General features: G+C 72.4%; 22 protein-coding genes. 12 read left to right on the top strand and 10 right to left on the bottom strand.

From position 1 onward, the window contains the following. Positions 1-148: 148 nt before the first annotated feature. The 4 genes from ACUYMY_RS15185 to ACUYMY_RS15200 all read left to right on the top strand — a co-directional run bounded on the left by ACUYMY_RS15185 (position 149) and on the right by ACUYMY_RS15200 (position 4,561). A complete protein-coding gene (locus tag ACUYMY_RS15185) occupies positions 149-1,159 on the top strand; it encodes a LacI family DNA-binding transcriptional regulator (RefSeq protein WP_481704361.1) in 1,011 nt (336 codons plus the stop codon). A 54-nt stretch (positions 1,160-1,213) separates the two neighbouring features. After that, a complete protein-coding gene (gene purF, locus ACUYMY_RS15190) occupies positions 1,214-2,821 on the top strand; it encodes an amidophosphoribosyltransferase (RefSeq protein ID WP_481704362.1) in 1,608 nt (535 codons plus the stop codon). Beyond that, positions 2,818-3,996, top strand: coding sequence for a phosphoribosylformylglycinamidine cyclo-ligase (gene purM, locus ACUYMY_RS15195; protein ID WP_481704363.1), 1,179 nt, complete (start codon positions 2,818-2,820; stop codon positions 3,994-3,996). The genes purF and purM overlap by 4 nt, the downstream gene beginning before the upstream one ends. A 133-nt stretch (positions 3,997-4,129) precedes the next feature. Continuing rightward, entirely contained in the window at positions 4,130-4,561 is a 432-nt protein-coding gene (locus ACUYMY_RS15200) for a YybH family protein (protein ID WP_481704364.1), read from the top strand. Between the two features lie 12 nt (positions 4,562-4,573). On the opposite strand, the gene ACUYMY_RS15205 is transcribed toward ACUYMY_RS15200, so the two are convergent. Together ACUYMY_RS15205 and ACUYMY_RS15210 are read right to left on the bottom strand one after the other, a co-directional pair. Further along, a complete protein-coding gene (locus ACUYMY_RS15205) occupies positions 4,574-5,503 on the bottom strand; it encodes an NAD-dependent protein deacetylase (RefSeq protein WP_481705075.1) in 930 nt (309 codons plus the stop codon). Between the two features lie 4 nt (positions 5,504-5,507). After that, positions 5,508-5,738 (bottom strand): DUF3073 domain-containing protein, encoded by a 231-nt coding sequence (locus tag ACUYMY_RS15210; RefSeq protein ID WP_077488951.1) that lies wholly within the window; start codon positions 5,736-5,738, stop codon positions 5,508-5,510. Between the two features lie 175 nt (positions 5,739-5,913). Between ACUYMY_RS15210 and ACUYMY_RS15215 the strand changes: the two genes are divergently transcribed. Next, positions 5,914-6,498 carry a septum formation family protein gene (locus ACUYMY_RS15215; protein ID WP_481704365.1) on the top strand — a complete coding sequence of 195 codons (585 nt, stop codon included), beginning with the start codon at positions 5,914-5,916 and terminating at the stop codon, positions 6,496-6,498. A 31-nt stretch (positions 6,499-6,529) separates the two neighbouring features. On the opposite strand, the gene clpB is transcribed toward ACUYMY_RS15215, so the two are convergent. Further along, on the bottom strand, positions 6,530-9,190 hold the full coding sequence (clpB, locus tag ACUYMY_RS15220; protein WP_481704366.1) for an ATP-dependent chaperone ClpB: 2,661 nt from the start codon (positions 9,188-9,190) through the stop codon (positions 6,530-6,532). Between the two features lie 149 nt (positions 9,191-9,339). Here clpB and ACUYMY_RS15225 point away from each other — a divergent pair, with 149 nt between their 5' ends. The 3 genes from ACUYMY_RS15225 to ACUYMY_RS15235 all read left to right on the top strand — a co-directional run bounded on the left by ACUYMY_RS15225 (position 9,340) and on the right by ACUYMY_RS15235 (position 12,312). After that, positions 9,340-9,909: a GNAT family N-acetyltransferase gene (locus ACUYMY_RS15225; protein ID WP_481704367.1), complete on the top strand. Its 570-nt coding sequence runs from the start codon at positions 9,340-9,342 to the stop codon at positions 9,907-9,909. Positions 9,910-10,009: 100 nt separating this feature from the next. Then, positions 10,010-11,344, top strand: coding sequence for an FAD-binding oxidoreductase (locus tag ACUYMY_RS15230; protein ID WP_481704368.1), 1,335 nt, complete (start codon positions 10,010-10,012; stop codon positions 11,342-11,344). Positions 11,345-11,370: 26 nt separating this feature from the next. Then, positions 11,371-12,312, top strand: a complete 942-nt coding sequence (locus tag ACUYMY_RS15235; protein WP_481704369.1) for a DUF4031 domain-containing protein — start codon at positions 11,371-11,373, stop codon at positions 12,310-12,312. Between the two features lie 58 nt (positions 12,313-12,370). On the opposite strand, the gene ACUYMY_RS15240 is transcribed toward ACUYMY_RS15235, so the two are convergent. The 6 genes from ACUYMY_RS15240 to ACUYMY_RS15265 all read right to left on the bottom strand — a co-directional run bounded on the left by ACUYMY_RS15240 (position 12,371) and on the right by ACUYMY_RS15265 (position 17,722). Continuing rightward, positions 12,371-12,895, bottom strand: a complete 525-nt coding sequence (locus tag ACUYMY_RS15240) for a 2'-5' RNA ligase family protein (protein ID WP_481704370.1) — start codon at positions 12,893-12,895, stop codon at positions 12,371-12,373. 4 nt (positions 12,896-12,899) lie between these two features. Continuing rightward, on the bottom strand, positions 12,900-13,514 hold the full coding sequence (locus ACUYMY_RS15245) for a YceI family protein (RefSeq protein ID WP_481704371.1): 615 nt from the start codon (positions 13,512-13,514) through the stop codon (positions 12,900-12,902). Between the two features lie 71 nt (positions 13,515-13,585). Then, on the bottom strand, positions 13,586-13,987 hold the full coding sequence (locus ACUYMY_RS15250) for a YccF domain-containing protein (RefSeq protein WP_481704372.1): 402 nt from the start codon (positions 13,985-13,987) through the stop codon (positions 13,586-13,588). Positions 13,988-14,080: 93 nt separating this feature from the next. Next, the gene (locus ACUYMY_RS15255; protein WP_481704373.1) at positions 14,081-14,560 is read right to left on the bottom strand and encodes a pyridoxamine 5'-phosphate oxidase family protein; all 480 of its coding nucleotides are present in this window, start codon (positions 14,558-14,560) and stop codon (positions 14,081-14,083) included. 123 nt (positions 14,561-14,683) lie between these two features. Further along, positions 14,684-16,348, bottom strand: coding sequence for a DEAD/DEAH box helicase (locus ACUYMY_RS15260; protein ID WP_481704374.1), 1,665 nt, complete (start codon positions 16,346-16,348; stop codon positions 14,684-14,686). 294 nt (positions 16,349-16,642) lie between these two features. Next, on the bottom strand, positions 16,643-17,722 hold the full coding sequence (locus ACUYMY_RS15265) for an Lrp/AsnC family transcriptional regulator (protein ID WP_481704375.1): 1,080 nt from the start codon (positions 17,720-17,722) through the stop codon (positions 16,643-16,645). Positions 17,723-17,833: 111 nt separating this feature from the next. Here ACUYMY_RS15265 and ACUYMY_RS15270 point away from each other — a divergent pair, with 111 nt between their 5' ends. From ACUYMY_RS15270 to ACUYMY_RS15285, 4 genes are all read left to right on the top strand, one after another. Next, entirely contained in the window at positions 17,834-19,048 is a 1,215-nt protein-coding gene (locus ACUYMY_RS15270) for a M20 metallopeptidase family protein (protein ID WP_481704376.1), read from the top strand. Between the two features lie 70 nt (positions 19,049-19,118). Then, positions 19,119-20,399, top strand: coding sequence for an MFS transporter (locus ACUYMY_RS15275; RefSeq protein WP_481704377.1), 1,281 nt, complete (start codon positions 19,119-19,121; stop codon positions 20,397-20,399). Between the two features lie 109 nt (positions 20,400-20,508). Beyond that, on the top strand, positions 20,509-21,351 hold the full coding sequence (trmB, locus tag ACUYMY_RS15280; RefSeq protein ID WP_481704378.1) for a tRNA (guanosine(46)-N7)-methyltransferase TrmB: 843 nt from the start codon (positions 20,509-20,511) through the stop codon (positions 21,349-21,351). 44 nt (positions 21,352-21,395) lie between these two features. Then, positions 21,396-22,043, top strand: a complete 648-nt coding sequence (locus tag ACUYMY_RS15285) for a GntR family transcriptional regulator (RefSeq protein WP_481704379.1) — start codon at positions 21,396-21,398, stop codon at positions 22,041-22,043. Here ACUYMY_RS15285 and ACUYMY_RS15290 read toward each other — a convergent pair. Next, positions 22,040-22,840: an AMIN-like domain-containing (lipo)protein gene (locus ACUYMY_RS15290; RefSeq protein WP_481704380.1), complete on the bottom strand. Its 801-nt coding sequence runs from the start codon at positions 22,838-22,840 to the stop codon at positions 22,040-22,042. The genes ACUYMY_RS15285 and ACUYMY_RS15290 overlap by 4 nt on opposite strands. Positions 22,841-22,957: the final 117 nt, after the last annotated feature.

Below are 22,957 nucleotides of genomic sequence, written 5' to 3' on the forward strand. Positions count from 1 at the left end.
GACTCCTCTGTCTTGCTCGTGGACGTTCCATTGTGGGAACGTTTGCGGGAACGTTTTCAAGGGTGCATCGTGGCCCAGCTCACTGTCAAGACCCGACTTCCGCCGGCGGGAATCTAGAGTGGGGAGAGAGATGGCCCGAGGAGGAGATGTGAGCGAGACACCGCAGGTGACTGTCACGCTGCGCGACGTCGCCGCAGCGAGCGGAGTGAGCATCTCGACCGCGAGCCGGGCCCTCGACGAGCGGAATCCGACATCGCGCTCCGCTACCGCCCAGCACGTCCGGAAGGTAGCCGAGGAGCTCGGCTACCGTCGGAACACCTTCGCGGCGAGCCTGCGGCGCGGGGAGACGCGCACGCTGGGCGTCCTCGTCCCGCGGCTGAGCGACACCGTCATGGCGCTGACCTTCGAGGAGCTCGAGCGGGCCGCTGCCGGGCGAGGCTACTTCGCCATGGTGGCCACGAGCGGCGATGATCCCGAGGACGAGCGCCGCGCCGCGGAGACGCTCCTGAACCGCAATGTGGACGGCCTGATCCTCGCCACGGCCCGGCTGGACGACAGCCTCCCGCGGCTCCTGCGGGAGCGCCGCGTGCCCCATACCCTCGTGCTGCGCACGGATGGGGTGAGCCCCTCTTCCCTGGGCGACGACGAGGTCGGCGGGTACCTCGCGGTGCGCCACCTCGTCGATCTCGGCCACCGGGACATCGCCGTGGTCACGGGGCCGAAGTTCACGTCGACCGCCGTCGGCCGCCTCGCAGGCGCGAAGCGCGCCCTCGACGAGGCCGGCATCGCCCTCCCTGAGGAATGGGTGCGGGCCGGCAGCTACGGGATGGACTACGGCATGGCCGCGGGCGAGGAGCTCCTCTCCTCGGACGGATACCGTCCGACGGCGGTCTTCGCGGCGAACGACAACCTCGCCCTCGGGATCGTCACCGCCGCGGAGCGGCAGGGCCTCGCGATCGGCCACGACCTGGCCGTCGTGGGCTACAACGACATCCCGCTCGCGGCCCGCCTCGCCATCCCGCTGACGTCGGTGCACGTGCCTCTCGAGCAGATCGCGCGCACGGCCATCGAGCTCATCACCGAGCCCGGGCGGGCCCCCGAGATCCGCAGGGCCATGCCGACCCTGATGCCCCGGGCCTCGAGTGGCCCTCGGCGCTAGGAGCCGCCCCGACACGCGGGCGGAGCGGCCCTTTCGCCATGAGACAATTGACCAGTGGTACGCGGCGACGGACTCCTCTCCCTTGATCTAGATCCCATCGACAAAGGCCCCAAGGACGCCTGCGGCGTCTTCGGCGTCTGGGCTCCCGGCGAAGAAGTCGCCAAGCTCACCTACTACGGCCTCTACGCCCTGCAGCACCGGGGGCAGGAGTCCGCGGGCATCGCGACGAGCGACGGCACCCGCATCAACGTCTACAAGGACATGGGCCTCGTCTCCCAGGTCTTCGACGAGTCCACGCTCAACACCCTGACGGGGCACATCGCCGTCGGCCACTGCCGGTACTCCACGACCGGCGCGAGCCACTGGGCCAACGCCCAGCCCACGCTCGGCGGCACGGCGAACGGGACCGTGGCCCTCGCCCACAACGGCAACCTCACGAACACCGCCGAGCTGCGCTCGATGATCGAGGAGCTGACCGGCGGCCAGCTCACAGGCGAGATGAAGCAGGGCAACACCTCGGACACGGCCCTTGTGACCGCGCTCCTGGCCGGCGAGAAGGGGCAGACCCTCGAGGAGACCGCGATGGCGCTCCTGCCGAAGATCCGCGGCGGGTTCTGCTTCGTGTTCATGGACGAGGGCACCCTCTACGCCGCGCGCGACACCTTCGGCATCCGCCCGCTGTGCCTCGGCCGGCTCGAGCGCGGCTGGGTCGTCGCCTCCGAGCAGTCCGCCCTCGCGACCGTCGGCGCGAGCTTCATCCGCGAGATCGAGCCCGGCGAGTTCATCGCGATCGACGAGAACGGCGTCCGCACCCAGAACTTCGGCAAGCCCACGCCCGCGGGCTGCGTCTTCGAGTACGTCTACCTCGCGCGCCCCGACGCCGCCATCGCGGGCCGCTCGGTGTACGAGTCCCGCGTCGAGATGGGCCGCCAGCTGGCCCGCGAGAACACCCACGAGGCGGACATCGTCATCCCCGTGCCCGAGTCCGGCACCCCGGCCGCCGTCGGCTACGCCGAGGAGTCGGGCATCCCGTTCGCGCACGGCTTCGTCAAGAACTCCTACGTGGGCCGGACCTTCATCCAGCCCTCGCAGACCCTCCGCCAGCTCGGCATCCGGCTCAAGCTCAACGCGCTCGAGTCAGTGATCCGCGGCAAGCGCGTCGTCGTCGTCGACGACTCGATCGTGCGCGGCAACACCCAGCGGGCCATCGTGCGGATGCTGCGCGAGGCCGGGGCCAGCGAGGTCCACGTCAAGATCTCCTCGCCGCCCGTGAAGTGGCCGTGCTTCTACGGCATCGACTTCGCCTCGCGCGCCGAGCTCATCGCCAACGGGGCCACGATCGACGAGATCTCCCAGGCCATCGGCGCGGACTCGCTCGGCTACATCTCCGAGGACGGCATGATCGCGGCGACCCAGCAGCCGCGCGAGCGGCTCTGCACCGCGTGCTTCACGGGCAAGTACCCGATCGAGCTGCCGAGCGCGGACAAGCTCGGCAAGAACCTCCTCGAGCGCGGCGTTCCCACCTCGAACGGCAGCTCCACCCCGAGCATCGCGGAGACCGAGGACCCCGCCGAGAAGTCCGGGGCCACCGGCTGCGACCCCGGCCCCGACTCCGAATTCGAACCCCTGCTGACCGAGGCCGACAGGAAAGAGACCGTATGAGCACCACCCCGATCCCCGACCAGCCCACTGGCGGCATCACCTACCCGGCGATTACCTACGCTGACGCTGGTGTCGACGTCGAAGCCGGGGACCGCGCCGTCGAGCTCATGAAGGACGCCGTCAAGGCGACGCACAACGCCTCGGTCGTGGGCGGCGTCGGCGGCTTCGCCGGGCTCTTCGACGTCTCCCGCCTGCTCACCTACCGCAAGCCCTACCTCGCGACGTCGACCGACGGCGTGGGCACGAAGGTCGCGATCGCGCAGGCCATGGACGTGCACGACACGATCGGCTTCGACCTCGTGGGCATGGTCGTGGACGACATCGTGGTGGTCGGAGCCGAGCCGCTCTACATGACCGACTACATCGCGTGCGGCAAGGTCGTGCCCGAGCGGATCGCGGACATCGTGCGCGGCATCGCGGCGGCCTGCTCCGTCGCCGGCACCGCCCTCGTGGGCGGCGAGACTGCGGAGCACCCGGGCCTGCTCGGCGAGCACGAGTACGACGTCGCGGGCGCGGCGACCGGCGTCGTCGAGGCCGACGCACTGCTCGGCCCCGAGCGCGTGCGCGAGGGGGACGTCGTCATCGCCATGGCCTCCTCGGGCATCCACTCGAACGGCTACTCCCTCGTGCGCCGGGTCATCAACCACGCCGGATGGCAGCTCGACCGGCAGGTCTCCGAGCTCGGCCGCACCCTCGGCGAGGAGCTCCTCGAGCCGACCCGGGTCTACGCGGCGGACTGCCTCGACCTCGTCCGGGCCCTCAACGGGACGGGCGGCGGCGAGGACCTCGCGCTGCGCGGGTTCTCGCACGTGACCGGCGGCGGCCTCGCCGCGAACCTCGCGCGCGTGCTCCCGCAGGGCCTCCTTGCCACCGTGGACCGCTCGACGTGGGAGCTGCCGGCGGTGTTCAAGCTCGTCGCCGAGCTCGGCGGCGTGCCGCAGGCGGACCTCGAGCGCACGCTCAACCTCGGCGTGGGCATGGTCGCCATCGTGGCCCCCGACGCCGCCGACGCGGCCCTGGCGCGCCTCGCCGAGCGGGGCGTGTCCTCGTGGGTCATGGGCCAGGTCACTGCGGACGACGCCGGTGCTGCCGCCAACTCGGGCAATCCCGACTACGTCCAGGGCGCCAAGGGAGTCGACGGCGGCGCGGTCCGCCTGGTCAACGCCTACGCCTGACCCCACGCAGAAAGGCATTCCGGGTGCGCAACGGCGCACCCGGAATGCCTCTTCTGCGCCTGTCGGCAGCTCTGGGCACGGGCTCCGGCCGCTGACACACTGGGGGCATCCACGTGAAGGAGACGATGCCCCGATGGGAGCCACCGAGTTCGATGACCTGCTGGTCCAGGCCAGGGCAGCGCTCGGCGCCATCGTCCGCGGCGACCCGAGCGGCTACCACGCGATCATGTCTGGGGGCGACGACATCACCTGGGCGAATCCGTTCGGTGGAGTCGCGCATGGCAGGGCAGCCGTTTACGAGCAGCTCGAGCGGGCGGCGTCGTCCTTTCGGGACGGAGACGTGACATCCATCGAGACGATCGCGAAGTCTGCCGGAGAGGATCTGGCCTACACCGTGGAAATCGAGCGCGTCCGCAGCAAGGTCGGCGGACGGGACGACCCGACCGACGTCGCGGTCCGGGTCACGTGCGTGTACCGGCGCGAAGCAGACGGGTGGAAGATCCTTCACCGGCACGCCGACCCACGAGTGGAGCGGCAGACCGCTGAATCCCTCATCCAGCACTGAGGCGTCGCGGGCCTAGAGGCGTTCCGCCAGGTCCTCGAGCGCCTCGCCCACGTCCTCCCGCCAACGCCAGCGGGCGCGGTTGTCTCCCCGGGTCGGGCCCTGGTTGATGATCCCCACGGGCTTGCCGTCGTGCACAGCGTCGAGGACGAACCGGTACCCGCTCATGACCGCGAGCGACGAGCCGAGGACGAGGAGGCCGGCCGCGGCGGCGAGCATCGCCGTCGCCCGCTCCTTGCGCTCGGCGGGGACTCCCTCGCCGAAGTAGACGACGTCCGGCTTGAGCTCGACCGACCCGCACACGAGGCAGCCCACCATGCGGAACCGGTCGACCCAGCCGCGGGAGAGGTCCACGTCGCCGTCGGGGCGGACGGCGGTCGGATCGAGCGCGGCCGCCTCGAGGTAGCCGGGGTTGGCCTGGGCGAGGCGCTCGTCGAGGTTGGAACGCCCCTCGAGGTTGCCGCAATTGAGGCAGACGACCCTGTCGAGGTCGCCGTGCAGCGCGACGAGTTGGCGCGTGCCCGCGGCGGCGTGGAGCCCGTCGACGTTCTGGGTCACGACGCCGGCCACGTGCCCCGCGGCCTCGAGGGCCGCGAGCGTGCGGTGCGCCCGGTTGGGGACGGCGCGGTCGATGTGCCGCCAGCCGACGAAGCTGCGCGCCCAGTAGCGGTGCCGCGCGGCGGGGTCGTGCCGGAACTCCTGGTAGGTCATGGGCCGGTGCCGCCGCCACGACCCCTCGGGGCCGCGGTAGTCCGGGATGCCCGAGGCCGTGGAGACGCCCGCCCCCGTGAGGACGAGGACGTTTCTTGCCCGGAGCATGCCCAGGATCCCGTCGCGGGCGACGGCGGTCGGCTGGGGTTCGACGGTCTCCGTCACCTCGCGCGCGATGGAGCGCAGGGCCGCAGCATGGGCCCCGGCAACGGCGGGGTGATCGAACGCGTCCAGGGGGTCAGCCGATCCGGCGGGAATCCTCGTCGTCGTCTTCGTCGGCAAACTGATCCGCGTACTTGTCCTCGTAGTCGGAGTAGTCCGGCTCCGGGTCGTCCGCGTAGCGGTGGGATGAGTGGCTGGCACCGGCGCCCAGTTCGCGCTCTAGTGCCGCATAGTCAGTGCTCGGGCTGTAGTACTTGATGTCCCGAGCCTGCTTGGTTGCCTTAGCCTTCTGACGGCCGCGCCCCATGGCGTGACCCCCTCTTTTGCCTCGTCCCGGAGGTAGTCGCGAAGGGCAGGCTCGCGAGGCCCCGGAGTCATTGATCAATTTGTCGTAGGTCTAGACTACATGTAATCGCGGCCGACTGCGTATTCGTGCGGCGCGCCCTCCCGGCCGGTTATTGATCCGAAAGTGAGTGACGCACATGAGCACCCCCGACGGCTACGACAGGATGAACGCGGCGCCCGCGCGGAACATTCCGCCCCGGCCCCGGAGGTCCCCTGCCTCTGCCTTCGCGGGCTCTGCCTTCGCGCGGAAGCGGAAGCCCACGCGCCGGCGGCGCGGCGGCGAGCGGGTGAACCGCCCGCTCGCCGCCGCGGCGGCCCTCGCGCTCGTGGCCCTCATCATCTGGGGCCTCTCGGCATGCATGGGCGGACCCAGCTCCCCGTCAGCGACGTCGGCCGTGCCCTATGCCCAGGGCGACTGCTTCGCCGACTTCGACCCTTCCGTCCAGAACAACCGCACGGTGCCGTGCACCGAGCCGCACTCGGCCCAGCTCGTGGCCGTCGGGGCGGCAAAGGAGGGCGAGTACCCCGGCCGCGAAGCCCTCGAGGCGGAAGCAGGGCAGCTGTGTCGGGACGCCAACCTGACCCTGCCGGCGGACACGAGCACCCTCAAGCAGCGCACGGTCTACCCGACGCAGGACGGCTGGCAGAACGGCGACCGCCGGATGGAGTGTTTCGTCGAGAGCACCGCCGGCAACACGCTCACGGCGTCCCTGCTGCCCTGACCGCCGCTCCTCGCGACCCCAACTCCTCGCACTACTCGGCCGCGGCCTCCTGGGTCGCCGGGCGCTTGCGCACCACGCTCAGGCCGCTCGTGGCCCCGGTGAGGTCCTTGAGGTCCACGGTCACGTCCGCGACGTCCACGAGGACCGTGTCGCCGTCGGAGATCTCCCCCGCGAGCAGCTCCCTCGCGAGCCGGTCCCCGATCTCGCGCTGGACGAGGCGGCGCAGGGGCCGCGCGCCGTACGCGGGGTCGTAGCCGGACATCGCGAGCCACGCGCGGGCGCCGTCGGTGACCTCGAGCTCGAGCCGGCGCTCGTGCAGGCGCGACTGAAGCGCTGCGACCTGCAGCTCGACGATCCGGGAGAGCTCGTCCACGGTGAGGGCGTCGAACATGATGACCTCGTCGAGCCGGTTGAGGAACTCGGGCTTGAACGAGGCATTGACCACGCCCATGACGGCGTCCCGCTTCGCCTGCGGGCTCAGCTCCGGGTCCACGAGGAACTGGCTGCCCATGTTCGAGGTCAGCACGAGGATCACATTGCGGAAGTCCACGGTGCGCCCCTGGCCGTCGGTGAGGCGGCCGTCGTCGAGCACCTGCAGGAGGATGTCGAAGACCTCGGGGTGCGCCTTCTCGACCTCGTCGAGCAGGATCACCGAGTACGGCCGGCGCCGCACGGCCTCCGTGAGCTGGCCGCCCTCCTCGTACCCGACGTACCCTGGAGGCGCCCCGACGAGGCGCGCGACCGAATGCTTCTCGGAGTACTCGCTCATGTCGATGCGCACCATGGCGCGCTCGTCGTCGAACAGGAAGTCCGCGAGCGCCTTGGCGAGCTCGGTCTTGCCGACGCCGGTCGGGCCGAGGAAGAGGAACGAGCCCGTGGGCCGGTTGGGGTCGCTGATCCCCGCCCGCGCCCGGCGGACGGCGTCCGAGACGGCGGCCACGGCCTTGGTCTGGCCGATGAGCCGCTTCCCGAGCTCCTCCTCCATGTGCAGGAGCTTCTGGCTCTCGCCCTGGAGCATGCGGCCGGCCGGGATGCCGGTCCACGCCGAGATGACCTCGGCGATGTCGTCCGCGGTGACCTCCTCCGCGACCATGGTCTGCCGGCCCGCGCCCTCCTGCCCGGCGCCCGAGGCAACGGCGTCCGCGGCGGCGAGTTCGCGCTCGAGGGTCGGAATCTCCCCGTACAGGATCCGCGAGGCCTCGGCGAGGTCGCCCTCACGCTGGGCCTTGTCGGCCTGGGAGCGCAGCTCGTCGAGCCGGGCCTTGAGGTCGCCGACCCGGTTGAGGCCGGCCTTCTCGGCCTCCCAGCGCGCGTTGAGCGCGGCGAGCTGCTCCTTCTTGTCGGCCATGTCCGCGCGCAGCGCCGCGAGCCGCTCGACCGAGGCGGGGTCGGTCTCGCCCTCGAGGGCCAGCTCCTCCATCGTGAGGCGGTCGACGGCGCGGCGGAGCTTGTCGATCTCCTCGGGCGCCGAGTCGATCTCCATGCGCAGCCGGGACGCGGCCTCGTCCACGAGGTCGATGGCCTTGTCCGGCAGCTGCCGGCCGCTGATGTAGCGGTTGGACAGGGTCGCGGCGGCCACGAGGGCCGAGTCCGCGATCGAGACCTTGTGGTGCGCCTCGTAGCGCTCCTTGAGCCCGCGCAGGATCGTGATCGTGTCGTCCACGCTCGGCTCGCCCACGTACACCTGCTGGAAGCGGCGCTCGAGGGCGGCGTCCTTCTCGATGTTCTCGCGGTACTCGTCGAGCGTCGTCGCGCCGATGAGCCGCAGCTCGCCGCGGGCGAGCATGGGCTTGAGCATGTTGCCGGCGTCCATCGAGGAGTCCCCGGTGGCGCCCGCGCCGACCACGGTGTGGAGCTCGTCGATGAACGTGACGATCTGCCCCTCGGAAGCCTTGATCTCCTCGAGCACGGCCTTGAGCCTCTCCTCGAACTCACCGCGGTACTTGGCCCCGGCGACCATCGAGCCGAGGTCGAGGCTCACGAGCCTCTTCCCGCGCAGGCTCTCCGGGACGTCGCCCGCGACGATGCGCTGGGCGAGGCCCTCGACGACGGCGGTCTTGCCGACGCCGGGCTCGCCGATGAGCACGGGGTTGTTCTTGGTGCGCCGGGAGAGGACCTGGACCACGCGGCGGATCTCGGAGTCGCGGCCGATCACGGGGTCGAGCTTGCCGGAGCGGGCGATTGCGGTGAGGTCGGTGCCGTACTTCTCGAGCGCCTGGAACGTGTTCTCCGGGTCGGGCGAATCGACCTTGCGGTCTCCGCGCACGCCCGGGAGCGCCGCAACGAGGGCCTCGCGCGAGGCGCCGGCGTCGCGCAGCGCCTTGCCGGCCCCGCCGCCGTCGGCCGCGAGACCGATGAGGAGGTGCTCGGTCGAGACGAAGCTGTCCCCCATCTGCTCGGCCTGCTGCTGGGCGGCCTGGATCGCCTGGAGCGCCTGCCGGCCCAGCTGGGCCTGCGCGACGGTCGAGCCGGAGCTCGAGGGCAGCGCCTTGATGGCCGTGCTCGCGGCAACGCTCACGGCGTCCGGGTCCGCGCCCGTGGCGCGCAGGAGCGCGACGGCGACGCCCTCGCGCTGGTCCATGAGCGCCTTGAGCAGGTGCGGCGGCTCGACCTGGGGGTTGCCGGCGGTGTTCGCGTTCATGGCGGCCGCCGACAGGGCCTCCTGGCTCTTGGTGGTGAATTTGACGTCCACAGTGCTCCTTCCGCCTGTCGCAACCAACTGCTGCGCCGCCCCCGAGACTGATCTGATGAGGGTCAGCGCACTTAACTTGAGTGTACTCCGCTCAACTTCGAAGTCCAAGCGGCCGGGAGCGGCCCGACGGCACGTGGCAGACTGGCCGCATGAGCCTCATTGTGCGCCCCGAACGCCCCGACGCGCCGGGAGAGGCCGCGGCCGTGCGGGCCGTCACGGCCGCCGCCTTCGCCGCCGCCCCCTACGCGGCGCCACCCGCGGACGGTACCCAGGACCCGGGCGAGGCCGCCCTTGTCGGCTGGCTCCGCGAGGACGCCGGGTACCTCCCGGAGCTCGCGCTCGTCGCGGAGGAGGACGGCGCCGTCGTGGGCCACTCGATCACGACGCGCGGCTGGCTCGATCCGGACGACGGCGGACCGGCGGTCCCGGCGCTCGGCCTGGGCCCGATCTCCGTCCGCCCCGACCGGCAGCGGCGGGGCATCGGCGCGGCCCTGCTCGAGGCGACGGCCGCCGCGGCCGAGGCGCGGGGCGAGCGGTTCATCGCCCTGCTCGGCGACCCCGCCTACTACGGCCGGCACGGCTGGGAGCCGGCGTCCCGGCACGGGATCGCCTCGCCCGAGCCCGCGTGGGGCGACTACTTCCAGGTCCGCCTCCTCGCCGCGCACGACGGCGCGCGGGGCACCTTCCGCTACGCCGCGCCATTCGCCCGGTTCAGCTGAAAGCCGATACGGCTTGAGCGGCGTCCGGGCCATTCCGGGCCGGCGGCGCGGGGCGTAGCATGCCCTCGGGCGGAGGGACCGTGCACCGAAGGAGTCCGCCATGGCCTGGATCCGCCCCGAGGACAGCGGGTACGACGAGGCACGGAGGCTGTTCAACGCCTGGATCGACAAGCGGCCCGCCGTCATCGCCCAGTGCGCGACGCCCGCCGAGGTGGCGGAGGCGCTGGCCTACGGGCGCCGGGAGGGCCTGCCGATCGCCGTCCGCGCGGGCGGGCATTCGGTGGCCGGCTACAGCACGAACGACGCCGGTCTCGTCATCGACGTCCGGCCCATGAAAGCCGCCGAGGTGGACCCAGAGGCCCGCACCATCCGGGCGGGCGCCGGCCTCACGTGGCACGAGTACGACACCGCGACGCAGGCCCACGGCCTCGCCTCGACGGGCGGGCGCGCGTCCACGACAGGTATCGCCGGCTTCACCCTCGGCGGGGGCTCGGGCTGGCTCGAGCGCACGTGCGGCCTCGCGTGCGACAGCCTCGTCTCGGTGGACCTCGTGACGGCCGACGGCGAGTTCGTCACAGCGAGCGCGGACGAGAACCCCGAGCTGTTCTGGGCGCTGCACGGCGGGGGCGGGAACTTCGGCGTCGTCACGTCGCTGACCTACCGGCTGCAGCCCCTGGGCCCCGAGGTTGCGGCTGGCCTCCTCGTCTGGCCTGGGGACCGGACCCGCGAGATCCTCGGCGCGTACCGCGATCTGGCCCACACGGCCGACCAGCGGCTCGGCACCGCCCTCGTCCTGTTCACCGCGCCGACCGGTGACGACTCGGTCCCCGAGGATCTGTGGGGCAGGCCCGCAGTCCTCATCGGCTTCGTGTACAACGGCCCCGGCGAGGAGGGACTCGAGGCGATCCAGCCCTTCCGGGACCTCGACCCGGCGGCGGACTTCGCCGGGATCACGCCCTACGCCGACTTCCAGTGCAGCATCGACGACCCGGCGGACCACTTCAACTACTGGTCAGCGGACTACCACGACGAGCTCAGCGACGCCGCCCTGGACATCTTCGCGGCCTCATCCCAGGAACTGCCGAGCCCCGAGTCCCAGCAGCTCATCGTCCCGTGGGACGGCGCGGTCGCCGAGGGGCCGGCCGGCGGCTCGCCGCTCGCCCACAGGAAGTCGGCGTGGGTCTCGCACCCCTTCGGCATCGCCGCCGACCTCGCCGGCGGAGAGCGCGCGCGGGACTGGACGCGGCGCTTCCGCTCGGACATCGCCCCGTACACGAACGGCGGCGTGTACCTGAACTTCATCGGCGACGAGGGGCAGGGCCGCGTCCGCGCCGCCTTCGGAGACGAGAACTATGCCCGCCTCGCACGGGTGAAGAAGGAGTTCGATCCCGAGAACGTCTTCCGCGGGAACCAGAACATCCGCCCCGCCGAGTAAGCGACTCGCGTGGCACACTCGCTTCCATGGCGATCCTCATCGACCCGCCCGTGTGGCCGGCCCACGGCACCGTGTTCTCGCACCTCGTGAGCGACTCCTCGCTCGCGGAGCTGCGGGACTTCGCCGATGCCGCGGGGCTTCCGGCCGGGGCGTTCGACGAGGACCACTACGACGTTCCCGAGCGGCGCTACGCCGAGATGGTGGCCCTCGGCGCCCGGCCGGTCGACGGCGGGGCGCTCGTGCGCGCGCTCATCCGCAGCGGCCTGCGCGTCCCCGCCCGCGAGCGCAGCAAGGCCCTCTTCACGCCGCTCCTGCACCGCTGGAGCACGCTCCTGCCGGGGCACGCCCCGCTCGGCGTCGAGCTGCTCGAGCGCTGGGCCGAGCCGCACCGGCGGTACCACACGCGGGCGCACCTGCTCGCCGTCCTCGAGGCCCTCGAGCGGATCGGCGGCCTGCCCGCGGAGGCGCGCCGCGCCGTCGTCCTCGCCGCCTGGTTCCACGACGCCGTCTACACCGCCGCGCCGGGGCGGCCGGGCCAGGACGAGGAGGACTCGGCGCGGCTCGCCGAGGACCGGCTCGCGGACGCAGGGCTGCCGGACGCGGAGGTCGCCGAGGTCGCGCGGCTCGTCCGGCTCACCGCGGGGCACTCCCCCGAGGCGGACGACGGCGGCGGGCGGCTCCTGTGCGACGCCGACCTCTCCGTGCTGGGCCGGGACCCGGGCGGGTACCGCCGCTACACGGTCCAGGTCCGGGAGGAGTTCGCGCATGTGGCGGACGAGCAGTTCCGCCAGGGCAGGGCCGCCGTCGTCGGGCACCTCCTCGGCCTCGACCCGCTCTTCCACACGGAGCGGGCCCGCGAGCTGTGGCTCGCGCCCGCCCGGGAGAACCTCAGCAGCGAGCTGTCGCGACTGCGGGGCGGCGAGCCGCTCGACCACCCCGTGCCGCGGCGGAGCCGCGCGGGCGGGTGATGCTCGGCGGGTGACGCAAGGGCGGGTGACGCCCGGGCGGGCCGGCCCGCCGACGGAGCTACCCGCCGTCGTCCGTCCCGCCCTCGGCCCGGCGACCACGCTCGGCAGGGTACTCGGCGACGGGCAGGCGCCACTCGGTGTTCCCGTCCGGCGCCATGTCGACAAGCGCGAGGGAGTCGAGGACGATGCTGTCCCCCTGGGCGGCGCGGCGCCCGTTCTGGACCGTGATGTGCGGCCGGAAACCGCGGCCCGTGTGCTGCGGGCTGTGGATGTTGCCGTCGGCCTCGGCCACCGCGCGGCGGATCCGCTCATGCAGGTCGGCCAGCGCCGGATGCAGGTCCACGAGGCTCACGCGCACCCGCCCGCGGTAGCCGAAGTCGGCGTCGCGCCCCACCTGCACGGTGACGGGGCGGAAGGACGCGAAGGCCCCCGCTGCCGCCGCATGGGCGGCCTCGGGGGCCATGTCGAAGCGCAGGAGCGTCACGTGCAAGGGCCAGTGCCGCTTGCTGAACCGCTCGCCCACGGGCGCGGGCTCGATGAACGCGACGACGACGAAGGGGTGCAGATGCCCCGCGGGGTCCATGGGACTAGACCTGCCCCTCCGCCTCCTGGGCCGCGGTCTCCTCGGCGGCGTTCTGCTCGGCACTGGCTCCGTTGGCCTTCACGGCCGAGACCTCGAACTCGAGCAGGATGCGGTCGGAGACGAGCACGCCGCCCGAGTCGAGGGCCGCGTTCCAGTTGACGCCGAAGTCCTTGCGGTCGATCCGCCGGGAGCCCTCGAAGCCCGCCCGCAGGTTCCCGAAGGGATCCCGCTCGACGCCGATGAACTCGATCGGGATGGCGATCTCCCTCGTCACGCCGCGGATCGTGAGGTCCCCGTTGACGATGAAGCTGTTCTCCTCGATCTGGTCGATCCGCTTGGAGACGAACGTGATCTCCGGGTAGTGCGGCGCGTCGAAGAAGTCGTTCGTGCGCAGGTGCTGGTCGCGCTGCTCGTTGCGGGTGTCGATGCTCGCCACCTTGATGGTGACGCGAACGGTCGAGTTCGTGGGCTCCTCGGCGTCGACGTTGATGACGCCCTCGACGTCGTTGAACGCGCCGCGGACCTTGGTGACCATGGCGTGGCGGGTGGAGAAGCCCAGGCGCGTGTGCGCCGGGTCGAACCGCCATTCGCCGGCCAGGGAGCTGTCGAGTTCGGGCATGGTGCCTCCTTGTTTTCCGAGCACACGTTATCCGCACGCTGCGCCGAGCACCAAGACGCGGATGGCCCCGGTCAGCGGCCGAAGCCGGCGAGGAGCCGATCCGTCGGGACGATCTCCTTGCCAAGCGGCATGAGCGAGACCGGGATCATCTTGAGGTTCGCGATCGCGAGCGGGATGCCGATGATCGTCACCGCCATCGCGATGGCGGTGGCCACGTGGCCGATCGCGATCCAGAGGCCGGCCACGAGGATCCAGATCACGTTGCCGATCGTCGACGGGATGCCGACGCGGCCGCCGCGGTCCACGATCGTGCGGCCGAAGGGCCAGAGCGCATAGGAGGCGATCCGGAAAGAGGCGATGCCCCACGGGATCGTGACCACCAGCAGGCAGCACACGACGCCGGCGAGGAAGTACCCGAGGGCGAGGACGAAGCCGCCGAAGATGAACCAGATGAGATTCAGGAGGGTCTTCATGCCCCCAGTCTGCCGCCGAGCGGCCGTGCGGGCCACCCGCCGTCGCGCGCTCCTGGCCGAAGTGCTCGTGGCCGATGCGCGCCCGGGCCAGCGCTACTCGGTAGGGGCGCGCCGGATGCCGGTGAGCGGCGAGACCCAATGGGCCGGATCGGCCATGGGGAACTGGCGGCCCGTGACTTCCTCAGGCACCACACGGACGAAGAACCCCTTCTCGCCGCCCTGCCACGGGAACAGCGGGAGGGCGACGGCGTCGATCACCTCGGCCGTCTCGAGCACCGGCTCGAGGTGGCCGCGCGCGACGACGGACCACGCCTCGCGCTGCTCCTGCTCGTAGCCGTCCACCTCGAACACGGCCGGGAGCCGCTCGATGGAGGCCGCGAACTTGGTGCCCGGGGCCGTCCGGAACAGGAGCGTCCCCCGGTCCACGAGATAGTTCAGGGGGATGATCTCGAGCCGGCCGTCGAGGGAGAACGCGAGGCGGCCGACGACCATGCTGCGCAGGCGCGCCCAAGCGTCCTCGTGGGAGAGCTGCCGCACGCCCTCGGCACCGGCGTGGCCTTCATGGATGCCCATGGAGCCAGTCTAGGACCGGGCCCCGCGCGAAGGGCCCGCGGGATGAAGGGCCCGCGCGACGAAGGGCCCCGGGCCTGCGGATTCCGCAGGCCCCGGGGCCCGATCGTGCCTCACCTCGGGGCGTCAGCGGGCGTTCGACGCCGGGGCGCTCGCCCGGCGCGGGCCGCGACGTCCGCCGCCCGCACCGCCCTGCCCGCCCTGGCCGGAGCGCGGCTGCTGCGCCCGCCCCGCCTGCTGCTGGTCGCGGCCCTGCTGCCGGCCGGCCTCGGCGCCCCGGCCCGAGCCGCCGCGGCCCTGGCCGCCCTGCGGCTGGGCGTCCCATGCACCCTGGCTCCGGCCGGCGGGCGACTGCCCGCGCTGGCCGCCGCCCTGGCTCCGGCCGCTCTGGGACTGCTGCTGCCCGCGCTGCGCCTGGCCCCGCTGGGCGCGGCCGTCCTGGCCCTGGGCCCCGGGCACGTCGTTGCGGTGTCCCGAGCTCGTCGCGCCGGCCGAGCCGCCCCGGCCGCGGCGGGCGCGCTTGCGCTGCGCGTTGGCGCCCGTGGACGAGCCGCCGCCCTGCTGCGGCTGGCGGGCGGCGACGGAAGCGGCGCGGGCCTCGGGGTCCACATACTCGGCGCGCTCGCCGACGAGGGCCTCGACCTGCGGGGAGTCGGTGGTGACCGGGGTGAACTCGACGCTCACGCCGGCGTCCTTCATGAGCTTGCGCACGTCCTGCTTCTGCTCGGGGAGCGCGATCGTGACGACCGTGCCCTCCGAGCCGGCGCGCGCGGTGCGGCCCGAGCGGTGCAGGTAGGCCTTGTGCTCGGCGGGCGGATCGACGTGGACCACGAGCTCGACCTCGTCCACGTGCACGCCGCGCGCGGCCACGTCGGTCGCGACGAGCACGCGCACCTCGCCCGAGGAGAAGTCGGCGAGGTTGCGGTCGCGGGCGTTCTGGGACAGGTTGCCGTGGAGGTCGACGGCGGGGATGCCCGCCTGCGTGAGCTGCTTCGCGAGCCGCTTGGCATGGTGCTTGGTGCGCATGAAGAGGACGCGGCGGCCCTGGCCCGAGGCGAGCGCCTCCACAAGGTGCTTCTTGCTCGTCGCGTCCGCCGTGAGGAGCACGTGGTGCTCCATGGTGCTCACGGCCGCCTGCGGGGCGTCGACCGAGTGCGTGAGCGGATTGCTCAGGTACCGGGTCACGAGCTTGTCCACGCCGTTGTCGAGCGTCGCGGAGAAGAGGAGCCGCTGGCCGCCCTTCGGGGTCTGGTCGAGGATCCGCTTGACCACCGGGAGGAAGCCCAGGTCGGCCATGTGGTCCGCCTCGTCGAGGACGGTCACGGCCACGTCCGCGAGCGAGACGATGCGCTGGCGCCCGAGGTCCTCGAGGCGGCCGGGGCACGCGATGACGATGTCGACGCCGGCCGCGAGCGCACGCTCTTGGCGCGCCTGGGAGACGCCGCCGTAGATGACGGTCGTCGTCAGGCCGAGGGCCGCGGCGAGCGGCTCGACCGTCGCATTGATCTGGGTCGCGAGCTCGCGGGTGGGGGCGAGGACAAGCCCCGAGGGGGCACCGGCACGGCGGCCGGACGCCTTGGCGCCCGAGGCCGCGAGGCGCGAGACGAGGGGCAGCGCGAACGCGATGGTCTTGCCGGAGCCCGTGCGGCCGCGGCCGAGGACGTCGCGGCCCGCGAGGGTGTCGGGCAGGGTCTTGGTCTGGATGGGGAACGGCGCCTCGATGCCCTTCTCCGCGAGGGCGGAGGCGAGGACGGCGGGCACGCCGAGGGAGAGGAAAGTCGGTTCAGCCATGGCTGTCGGCAACTCCAGGTTCGGAACGGCCCCGCGGGCCAAAGCGGCACGCGGGGATCGCCGAGGAAAGGGAGCCTGGCCGCGCGGCATCCCGGGGCACCGTGAAAACGGGGGGATGGGGGCCTGTCAACGCGTTCATCGACGCGGGGCGCCTGAGCGCCCACTCGATCAAGTCTAGCAGCGGCCCCGCACCGGCCATTCAACCGAGGAGATACGGCCAGTCAGCGATGCGGATATGGCCACTCAACGGTGCCGGTCGGCGCCGCCCTGCCCTGCACCGTGGGCCCCTCGCCCTCAGGGGGCGTCGAGCGGGAGGGGGGCGACGGCGTCGTGGGTCGCCGGGGTGCGGCCGGCCGCCGGGGTGCCCAGGGAGCGCCCGTCAGGACCCAGCAAGACGCCCATGCGCTTGGCCATCCGCAGCATGACGAGGCTCTCCGTGAGCTCGATCCCCGGCACGCGCTCCTGGAGGGCGAGCTCGGCGCTCATGACCTCTGCGACGGAGTGCAGCCACATCGTCACGATGAAGTTCGCCGGGCCCGTCACGGACGCCGCGAGGCGCACGGAGCGCAGCGACCGCAGGGCCGCGGCGGCCGCCGCATGCTGGCCCGCGGGGACCCGCGCGTACCACGTGCAGTTGACGGGGAAGCCGACCGCGAGCTGCGCGACGTCGCAGCGGAAGGACACGAGGCCCGAGCCGAGGATCCGCGTGAGCTGACGCTGCACGGTCGAGGGATTGCGCCCTAGCGCGCGGGCCATCTCCGCGGCCGAGGCGCGGCCGTCCCGCGCGAGCAGCGGCAGCAGATCCCGGCATGCAGGCGGCAGGGTCCCCGCGGCAGGCCGGGCCTCGGCGAGCTCGGCGAAGGCGGCGGCCTTCTTGGCCTCGAGGGCGGCGAGGCGCCACGCGTGGCCGGCCTGATGGAGCCTGCTGCCGAGGCTCGAGTGGACGCGCTCGACGCCGGGCACAGCCCGGATCGCGGGGCCCACCCGGAGGGCGTACTCCGGCAGCGTCTCCGTGAAGACGGTCAGCAGCAGGTCGTGGTGGCCGGCCGGGAGCTCGACGGACTGGACCTCGGGCATGCCGCAGAGCGCCTCGGAGACCTCGTCGGTCCGGCCGGGGGCGCAGTCCACGTTGACGAACGCGAGGTTCATGGCCGCGGGGTCGCCCACGCTGTACGCCGTGATCCAGGCGAGGCCCGCGGCGCGGATGCGCTCCCACCGGGCCGCGAGGGTCGCGGGGTGCGCGCCGAGGATCGCCCCGGCGTCCTGCCAGCTCACGCGGGGCGCGATCTGCAGGGCGCTGATGAGCTCGAGGTCCTGCTCCGAAAGGCGCGGGACCTCCTCTCGTGACGCACGATTCTGCTCGGAATCCGCCATGCGATGCATGATATCCGGCAATCCTGCGACGGGAGAGGGGAACCCCTCGACACTGGACGCCACGAGGGAGTGTGGCTGACGCCACACTGCACCAACGACAGGAAGGGACCCATGACGCTCCTGAGTGACGCCCAGTCGATGCACGGCGAGATCGCGCGGCTGAGGCACAGCCTGCACCGCGAGCCGGAGATCGGGCTGCACCTGCCCCGCACCCAGGAGAAGGTCCTGGCCGCCCTCGACGGACTCGGCCTCGAGGTCTCCACGGGCACCGACACGACGTCGGTGACCGCGGTCCTGCGCGGTACCGCACTGCCGGCGTCGTCCGCCCGGCCCGTGGTCCTGCTGCGCGCCGACATGGACGGCCTCCCCGTGCAGGAGCGCACGGGCCTCGACTTCACGTCCCGGATCGACGGCGCGATGCATGCGTGCGGGCACGACCTGCACACGGCGATGCTGCTCGGCGCCGCGACCCTGCTCGCCGACCGCCGGCACGAGCTCGAAGGCGACGTCGTCTTCATGTTCCAGCCCGGCGAGGAGGGCTTCGACGGCGCGTCCGTCATGGTGCGCGAGGGCGTCCTCGACGCCGCCGGCCGCCGCGCCGACGCCGCCTACGCGCTGCACGTCTTCTCCGCCCTCGAGCCGCACGGCCGCTTCCTCACCAAGCCCGGGGTCATGCTCAGCGCGTCCGACGGCGTGTTCGTCACCGTCCGCGGGGCCGGCGGCCACGGCTCGGCCCCGCACAGCGCCAAGGACCCGGTCACGGTCGCCGCCGAGATGGTGCTCGCGCTCCAGACCATGGTCACGCGCCAGTTCGACATGTTCGACCCGGTCGTCGTCACGGTGGGCCGGCTCGCCGCCGGCACGCGCCGCAACGTCATCCCGGACACCGCGGAGTTCGACGCGACGGTCCGCACCTTCTCGGACGCGTCCCGCGAGCGCATGCAGGAGGCGATCCCCCGCCTGCTCGGCGGGATCGCCGCGGCCCACGGGCTCGAGGTGGACGTCCGGTACGAGCCCGAGTACCCCCTCACTGTCACGGACCACGCCGAGACCGACTTCGCCGAGCGCCAGCTCGCCGAGCTCTTCGAGGGCCGGAGCAGCCGGCTCGCCCAGCCGCTGAGCGGGTCCGAGGACTTCTCCCGCGTGCTCGCCCACGTCCCCGGGAGCTTCATCGGCCTCAGCGCGGCCGCTCCCGGCGGCGGCTACCGGGACGCGCCGTTCAACCACTCCCCCTATGCGGCGTTCGACGACGGCGTGCTCGCCGACGGCGCGGCGCTCTACGCGCGCCTCGCACTGGCCCGCACTGCCGAACTCGCCGGCGCCTGATCCGGCCCGTCCCTGACCCCACACGAAGCCCCCCGCCCTCGGCTCCGCCGCTCCCACCTCAGAGGATCCCATGACCACAGCAGTCACGACCCCGGCCGTGCGTTCGACCCGCCGCACCCTCATCGGCACCGGCATCGGCAACGCCGTCGAATGGTACGACTGGGCCATCTACGCGACCTTCGCGCCCTTCTTCGCGTCGCAGCTGTTCAACAGCGCCGATCCGACCTCGGCGATCCTGAGCACGCTGGCGATCTTCGCCGTCGGCTTCGTCGCGCGGCCCTTCGGCGGGTTCGTCTTCGGCTGGGTCGGCGACCGGATCGGCCGCAAGTCCTCTATGACCCTCGCGGTCGGGCTCGCGGCCCTCGGCAGCCTCCTGATCGGCGTCGCCCCGACGTTCGAGGCCGTCGGGGCCTGGGCATCGCTCCTTCTCCTCGTGGCCCGGCTCATCCAGGGCCTCGCGCACGGCGGGGAGCTGCCGTCGTCGCAGACCTACCTCTCCGAGATGGCCCCGCGCGAGAAGCGCGGCCTGTGGGCGACCCTCATCTACACCTCCGGCACGGTCGGGATCCTCGCGGGCACGCTCCTCGGCGCCGTCCTCTCGGCGGCCCTGGGCAAGGCGGACATGGCCGCGTGGGGCTGGCGCGTCCCGTTCCTGCTCGGCGCGGGGCTCGGCCTCTACGCGCTCATCATGCGGGCCAAGCTCAAGGAGACCGACGTCTTCGAGCACGAGACCGCCGCGGAGAAGCGGGAGCCCCTGTGGCCCCAGATCGTCCGGCACCGCAGGCAGGCGCTCCAGGTGGTCGGCCTGACGGTCGGGCTGACGGTCGTGTACTACATCTGGGGCGTCGTCGCCCCCTCGTACGCCGCGACCACGCTCAGGATGGACCGCGGCGAGGCGCTCTGGGCGAGCGTCATCGCGCTCGTCGTGTTCATCGCCGCCCTGCCCGTGTGGGGCATCGTCTCAGACCGCTTCGGCCGCAGACCCGTCCTGTGGGCCAGCGCCCTCGGCAGCGCCGCGCTCCACTTCCCCATGACGTGGCTGCTCAAGGACTCGCCGTGGCAGCTGGCCGTCTCGATGTCGGTCATGCTCGTCTTCATCGCCGGCTCGGCCTCGGTGGTCCCGGCGGTCTACGCCGAGCTGTTCCCGGCCACGATCCGCACGGTGGGCGTCGGCGTCCCCTACTCGATCTGCGTCGCAGTGTTCGGCGGCACGGCCCCCTACCTGCAGCAGTGGCTCGCCGGCATCGGCGCGGCGAACATGTTCAACGTCTACGCCGTCGCGCTCCTGCTCGTCAGCGTGGTCGTGATCTTCACCATCCCCGAGACGAAGGCCAAGGACCTCAGCCACTGACAGAGCCGGCTCCCCGGCTCTGCGCCGACGGCGCCCCGACGGCGAGAGCCGCCGGGGCGCCGTCGTGCGCGTGCCCAGCACGCCCCGGCGGCACGTAGCCTTAAAGGCGATGAGCGAGCAGCACCCGAACCCCGTCACCCCCGGCTCCCAGGCCTCCTTCGGCACGTACCGGCGCCAGCCCGTGAGCTTCGTGCGCCGCGGCACGCGCCTCCAGGGCCGCCGGCAGCAGGCGTGGGACGAGCACGCGGACGCGTTCGTCGTCGACGTCCCCCGGCACGTCGCGGACACGTCGGTGCACCCGGACTTCGTGTTCGACGCCGCCGAGGAGTTCGGGCGGACGGCCCCGCTGACGGTCGAGATCGGCTCGGGCCTGGGCGAGGCGATCGTCGCGGCGGCTGAGGCGAACCCCGAGCGGGACTTCCTCGCGGTCGAGGTCTACCGGCCCGGGCTCGCGAACACGCTCCTGCGCATCGGCCAGCGCGGCCTCACGAACGTCCGCGTGGTCCAGGCGAACGCGCCCGAGGTGCTCGGCTCGATGCTCCCGGCCGGCTCGGTCGACGAGCTCTGGGTGTTCTTCCCGGATCCCTGGCACAAGACCAAGCACCACAAGCGCCGCATGGTCAAGGACACCTTCGCCGAGCTCGCCGCGCGCGTCCTGGCCCGGGGCGGGACCTGGCGGCTCGCAACGGACTGGTCCGGCTACGCGCAGCAGATGCGCGAGGTCGTGGCCGCCTCCCCGGACTTCCGCAACGCGCACGACGGCGAGCGGTCGGGGGCGGCGAGCCCGCTCACCGCCGCGTGGGCCTCTGGGGTGGACTGCGAGCCGACCGGGGAGCAGGACGAGATCGGCGGCTGGGCGCCGCGCTTCGAGGGGCGCGTGCTGACGAGCTTCGAGAACAAGGCGCTCAAGGCCGGGCGGGTCATCTTCGACATCACCGCGGTGCGGCAATAACGTTCGTCATGGCCGCCTCGCCATACGTCTGATATATCTTGGCTGTGGGAACTGTCAGCACCGTGGGCCGCACCTTGGCGGAACACGCGTACCTCGAACTGCGCGAACGCATCATCGACATGCGCCTTCCGCCCGGCTCGGCCCTCGACGAGGACGCCCTCATGCGGGAGCTCGGGGTCGGGCGCACGCCCATGCGCGAGGCGGTCAAGCGCCTCGAGTCCGACCGCATGCTGACGGTCTACCCGCGGCGCGGCACGATCGTCTCCGACGTGAACATCAGGGACCTGCGCGCGATCTCGGACGCGCGGCGCGTGCTCGAGGCCTTCGCCGCGCGCAAGGCCGCGGAGCACGTCACGGACGAGGACCGCGCGGCGCTGCGCGCGTGCCTCGAGGACCTGGCGCGCGCCGAGATCGGCTCGAACGAGGCCTCGATGGCCCTCGACGAGCGCATCCACCGCACGATCTACGCGATCATGCGCAACTCCTACGTCGAGGCCACCCTCGTCCAGTACTTCAGCCTGTCTCAGCGCATGTGGAACTTCGTCCTGAGCGGCCTGGCCCCGATCACGGGCAACGTCCACGAGCACGCCGGCCTCCTGCACGCGATCCTCGACGCCGACCCGGACCGCGCCGCGCAGCTCGCCGAGGAGCACGTGACGCACTTCGAGGACCTCGTCCGCAGCGCCCTCTAGCCCCTCCACGGCGTCTGGTCCACTTGGACCGCGACGACGAACAGGTGCTGGCCCTGTTCGATCTTCTCCACCTCGATCACGCGGATCTGGCTCTGGGCAGTGCTGCCCGCCCGCCCGATGCCCACGCCGTAGGTGACGTAGCCCTCGTAGTCCCCCGCGTCGGCATAGCTCGTGATGGCCGTGTAGCCCACCGCCCCGTCCGGCGCCGAGACGACGCTCGAGGCCCCGTCCTCGGTGTGGGCCTGGGCCGGGGTGAAGCGGATCCGCAGCACCGCGGCCGTGCCCGGCATGGGGATCGTCGCGCCGCTGCCGTCCTGCGTCAGCTCGGGCACGTACTCGATCTCGTAGCCCGGGAAGGCGCCCTTGAAGCGGAAGCTGATCTGGTCGTAGGGACGCGTCTCGCCGGTGGGGTGCGCGCCCACCCCGATCGAGTACAGGTAGGGCAGGCCGGGCTCGGGCGGCTGGGCGATGGGCGGCCGGACCTGGTGCGGGATGCTCCACGGGGAACCCGTCGCGGGGACGCCCCAGTCGTGCCGCAGGGCCGCGGAGATGACCCGGTCGCCACTCTGCGGCGGGGCCGTCTGGTCCGTGTCGGGGCCAGGGGTGGGGGCCGTCGGCGACGCGGTCGCCGTGGGCGTCACTGGTGCGGTCGCCGTGGGGCTCACCGTGCTCCCCGGGGTCGTGGCGGTCGGAGTGGCGGAGGGCTGGCCGACGCAGCCGGAGAGAACGACGGCGGCGGCGCCCGCCACCCAGAGGAGGCGGCGGCTGAAGCCCGGCCTTGCTGAGGACGCTGGCATGGCTGCTCCTTGGAGGAACCTGTCCTGACTCCTCTAAGGATCGCAAGGACACCATGGGATTCTCCAGAGCCTTCGCCCGCGGCCGGGCACGACGGCGGGGCCGCACCCCCGGGACAT

The organism is Sinomonas sp. T428B, assembly GCF_056780155.1.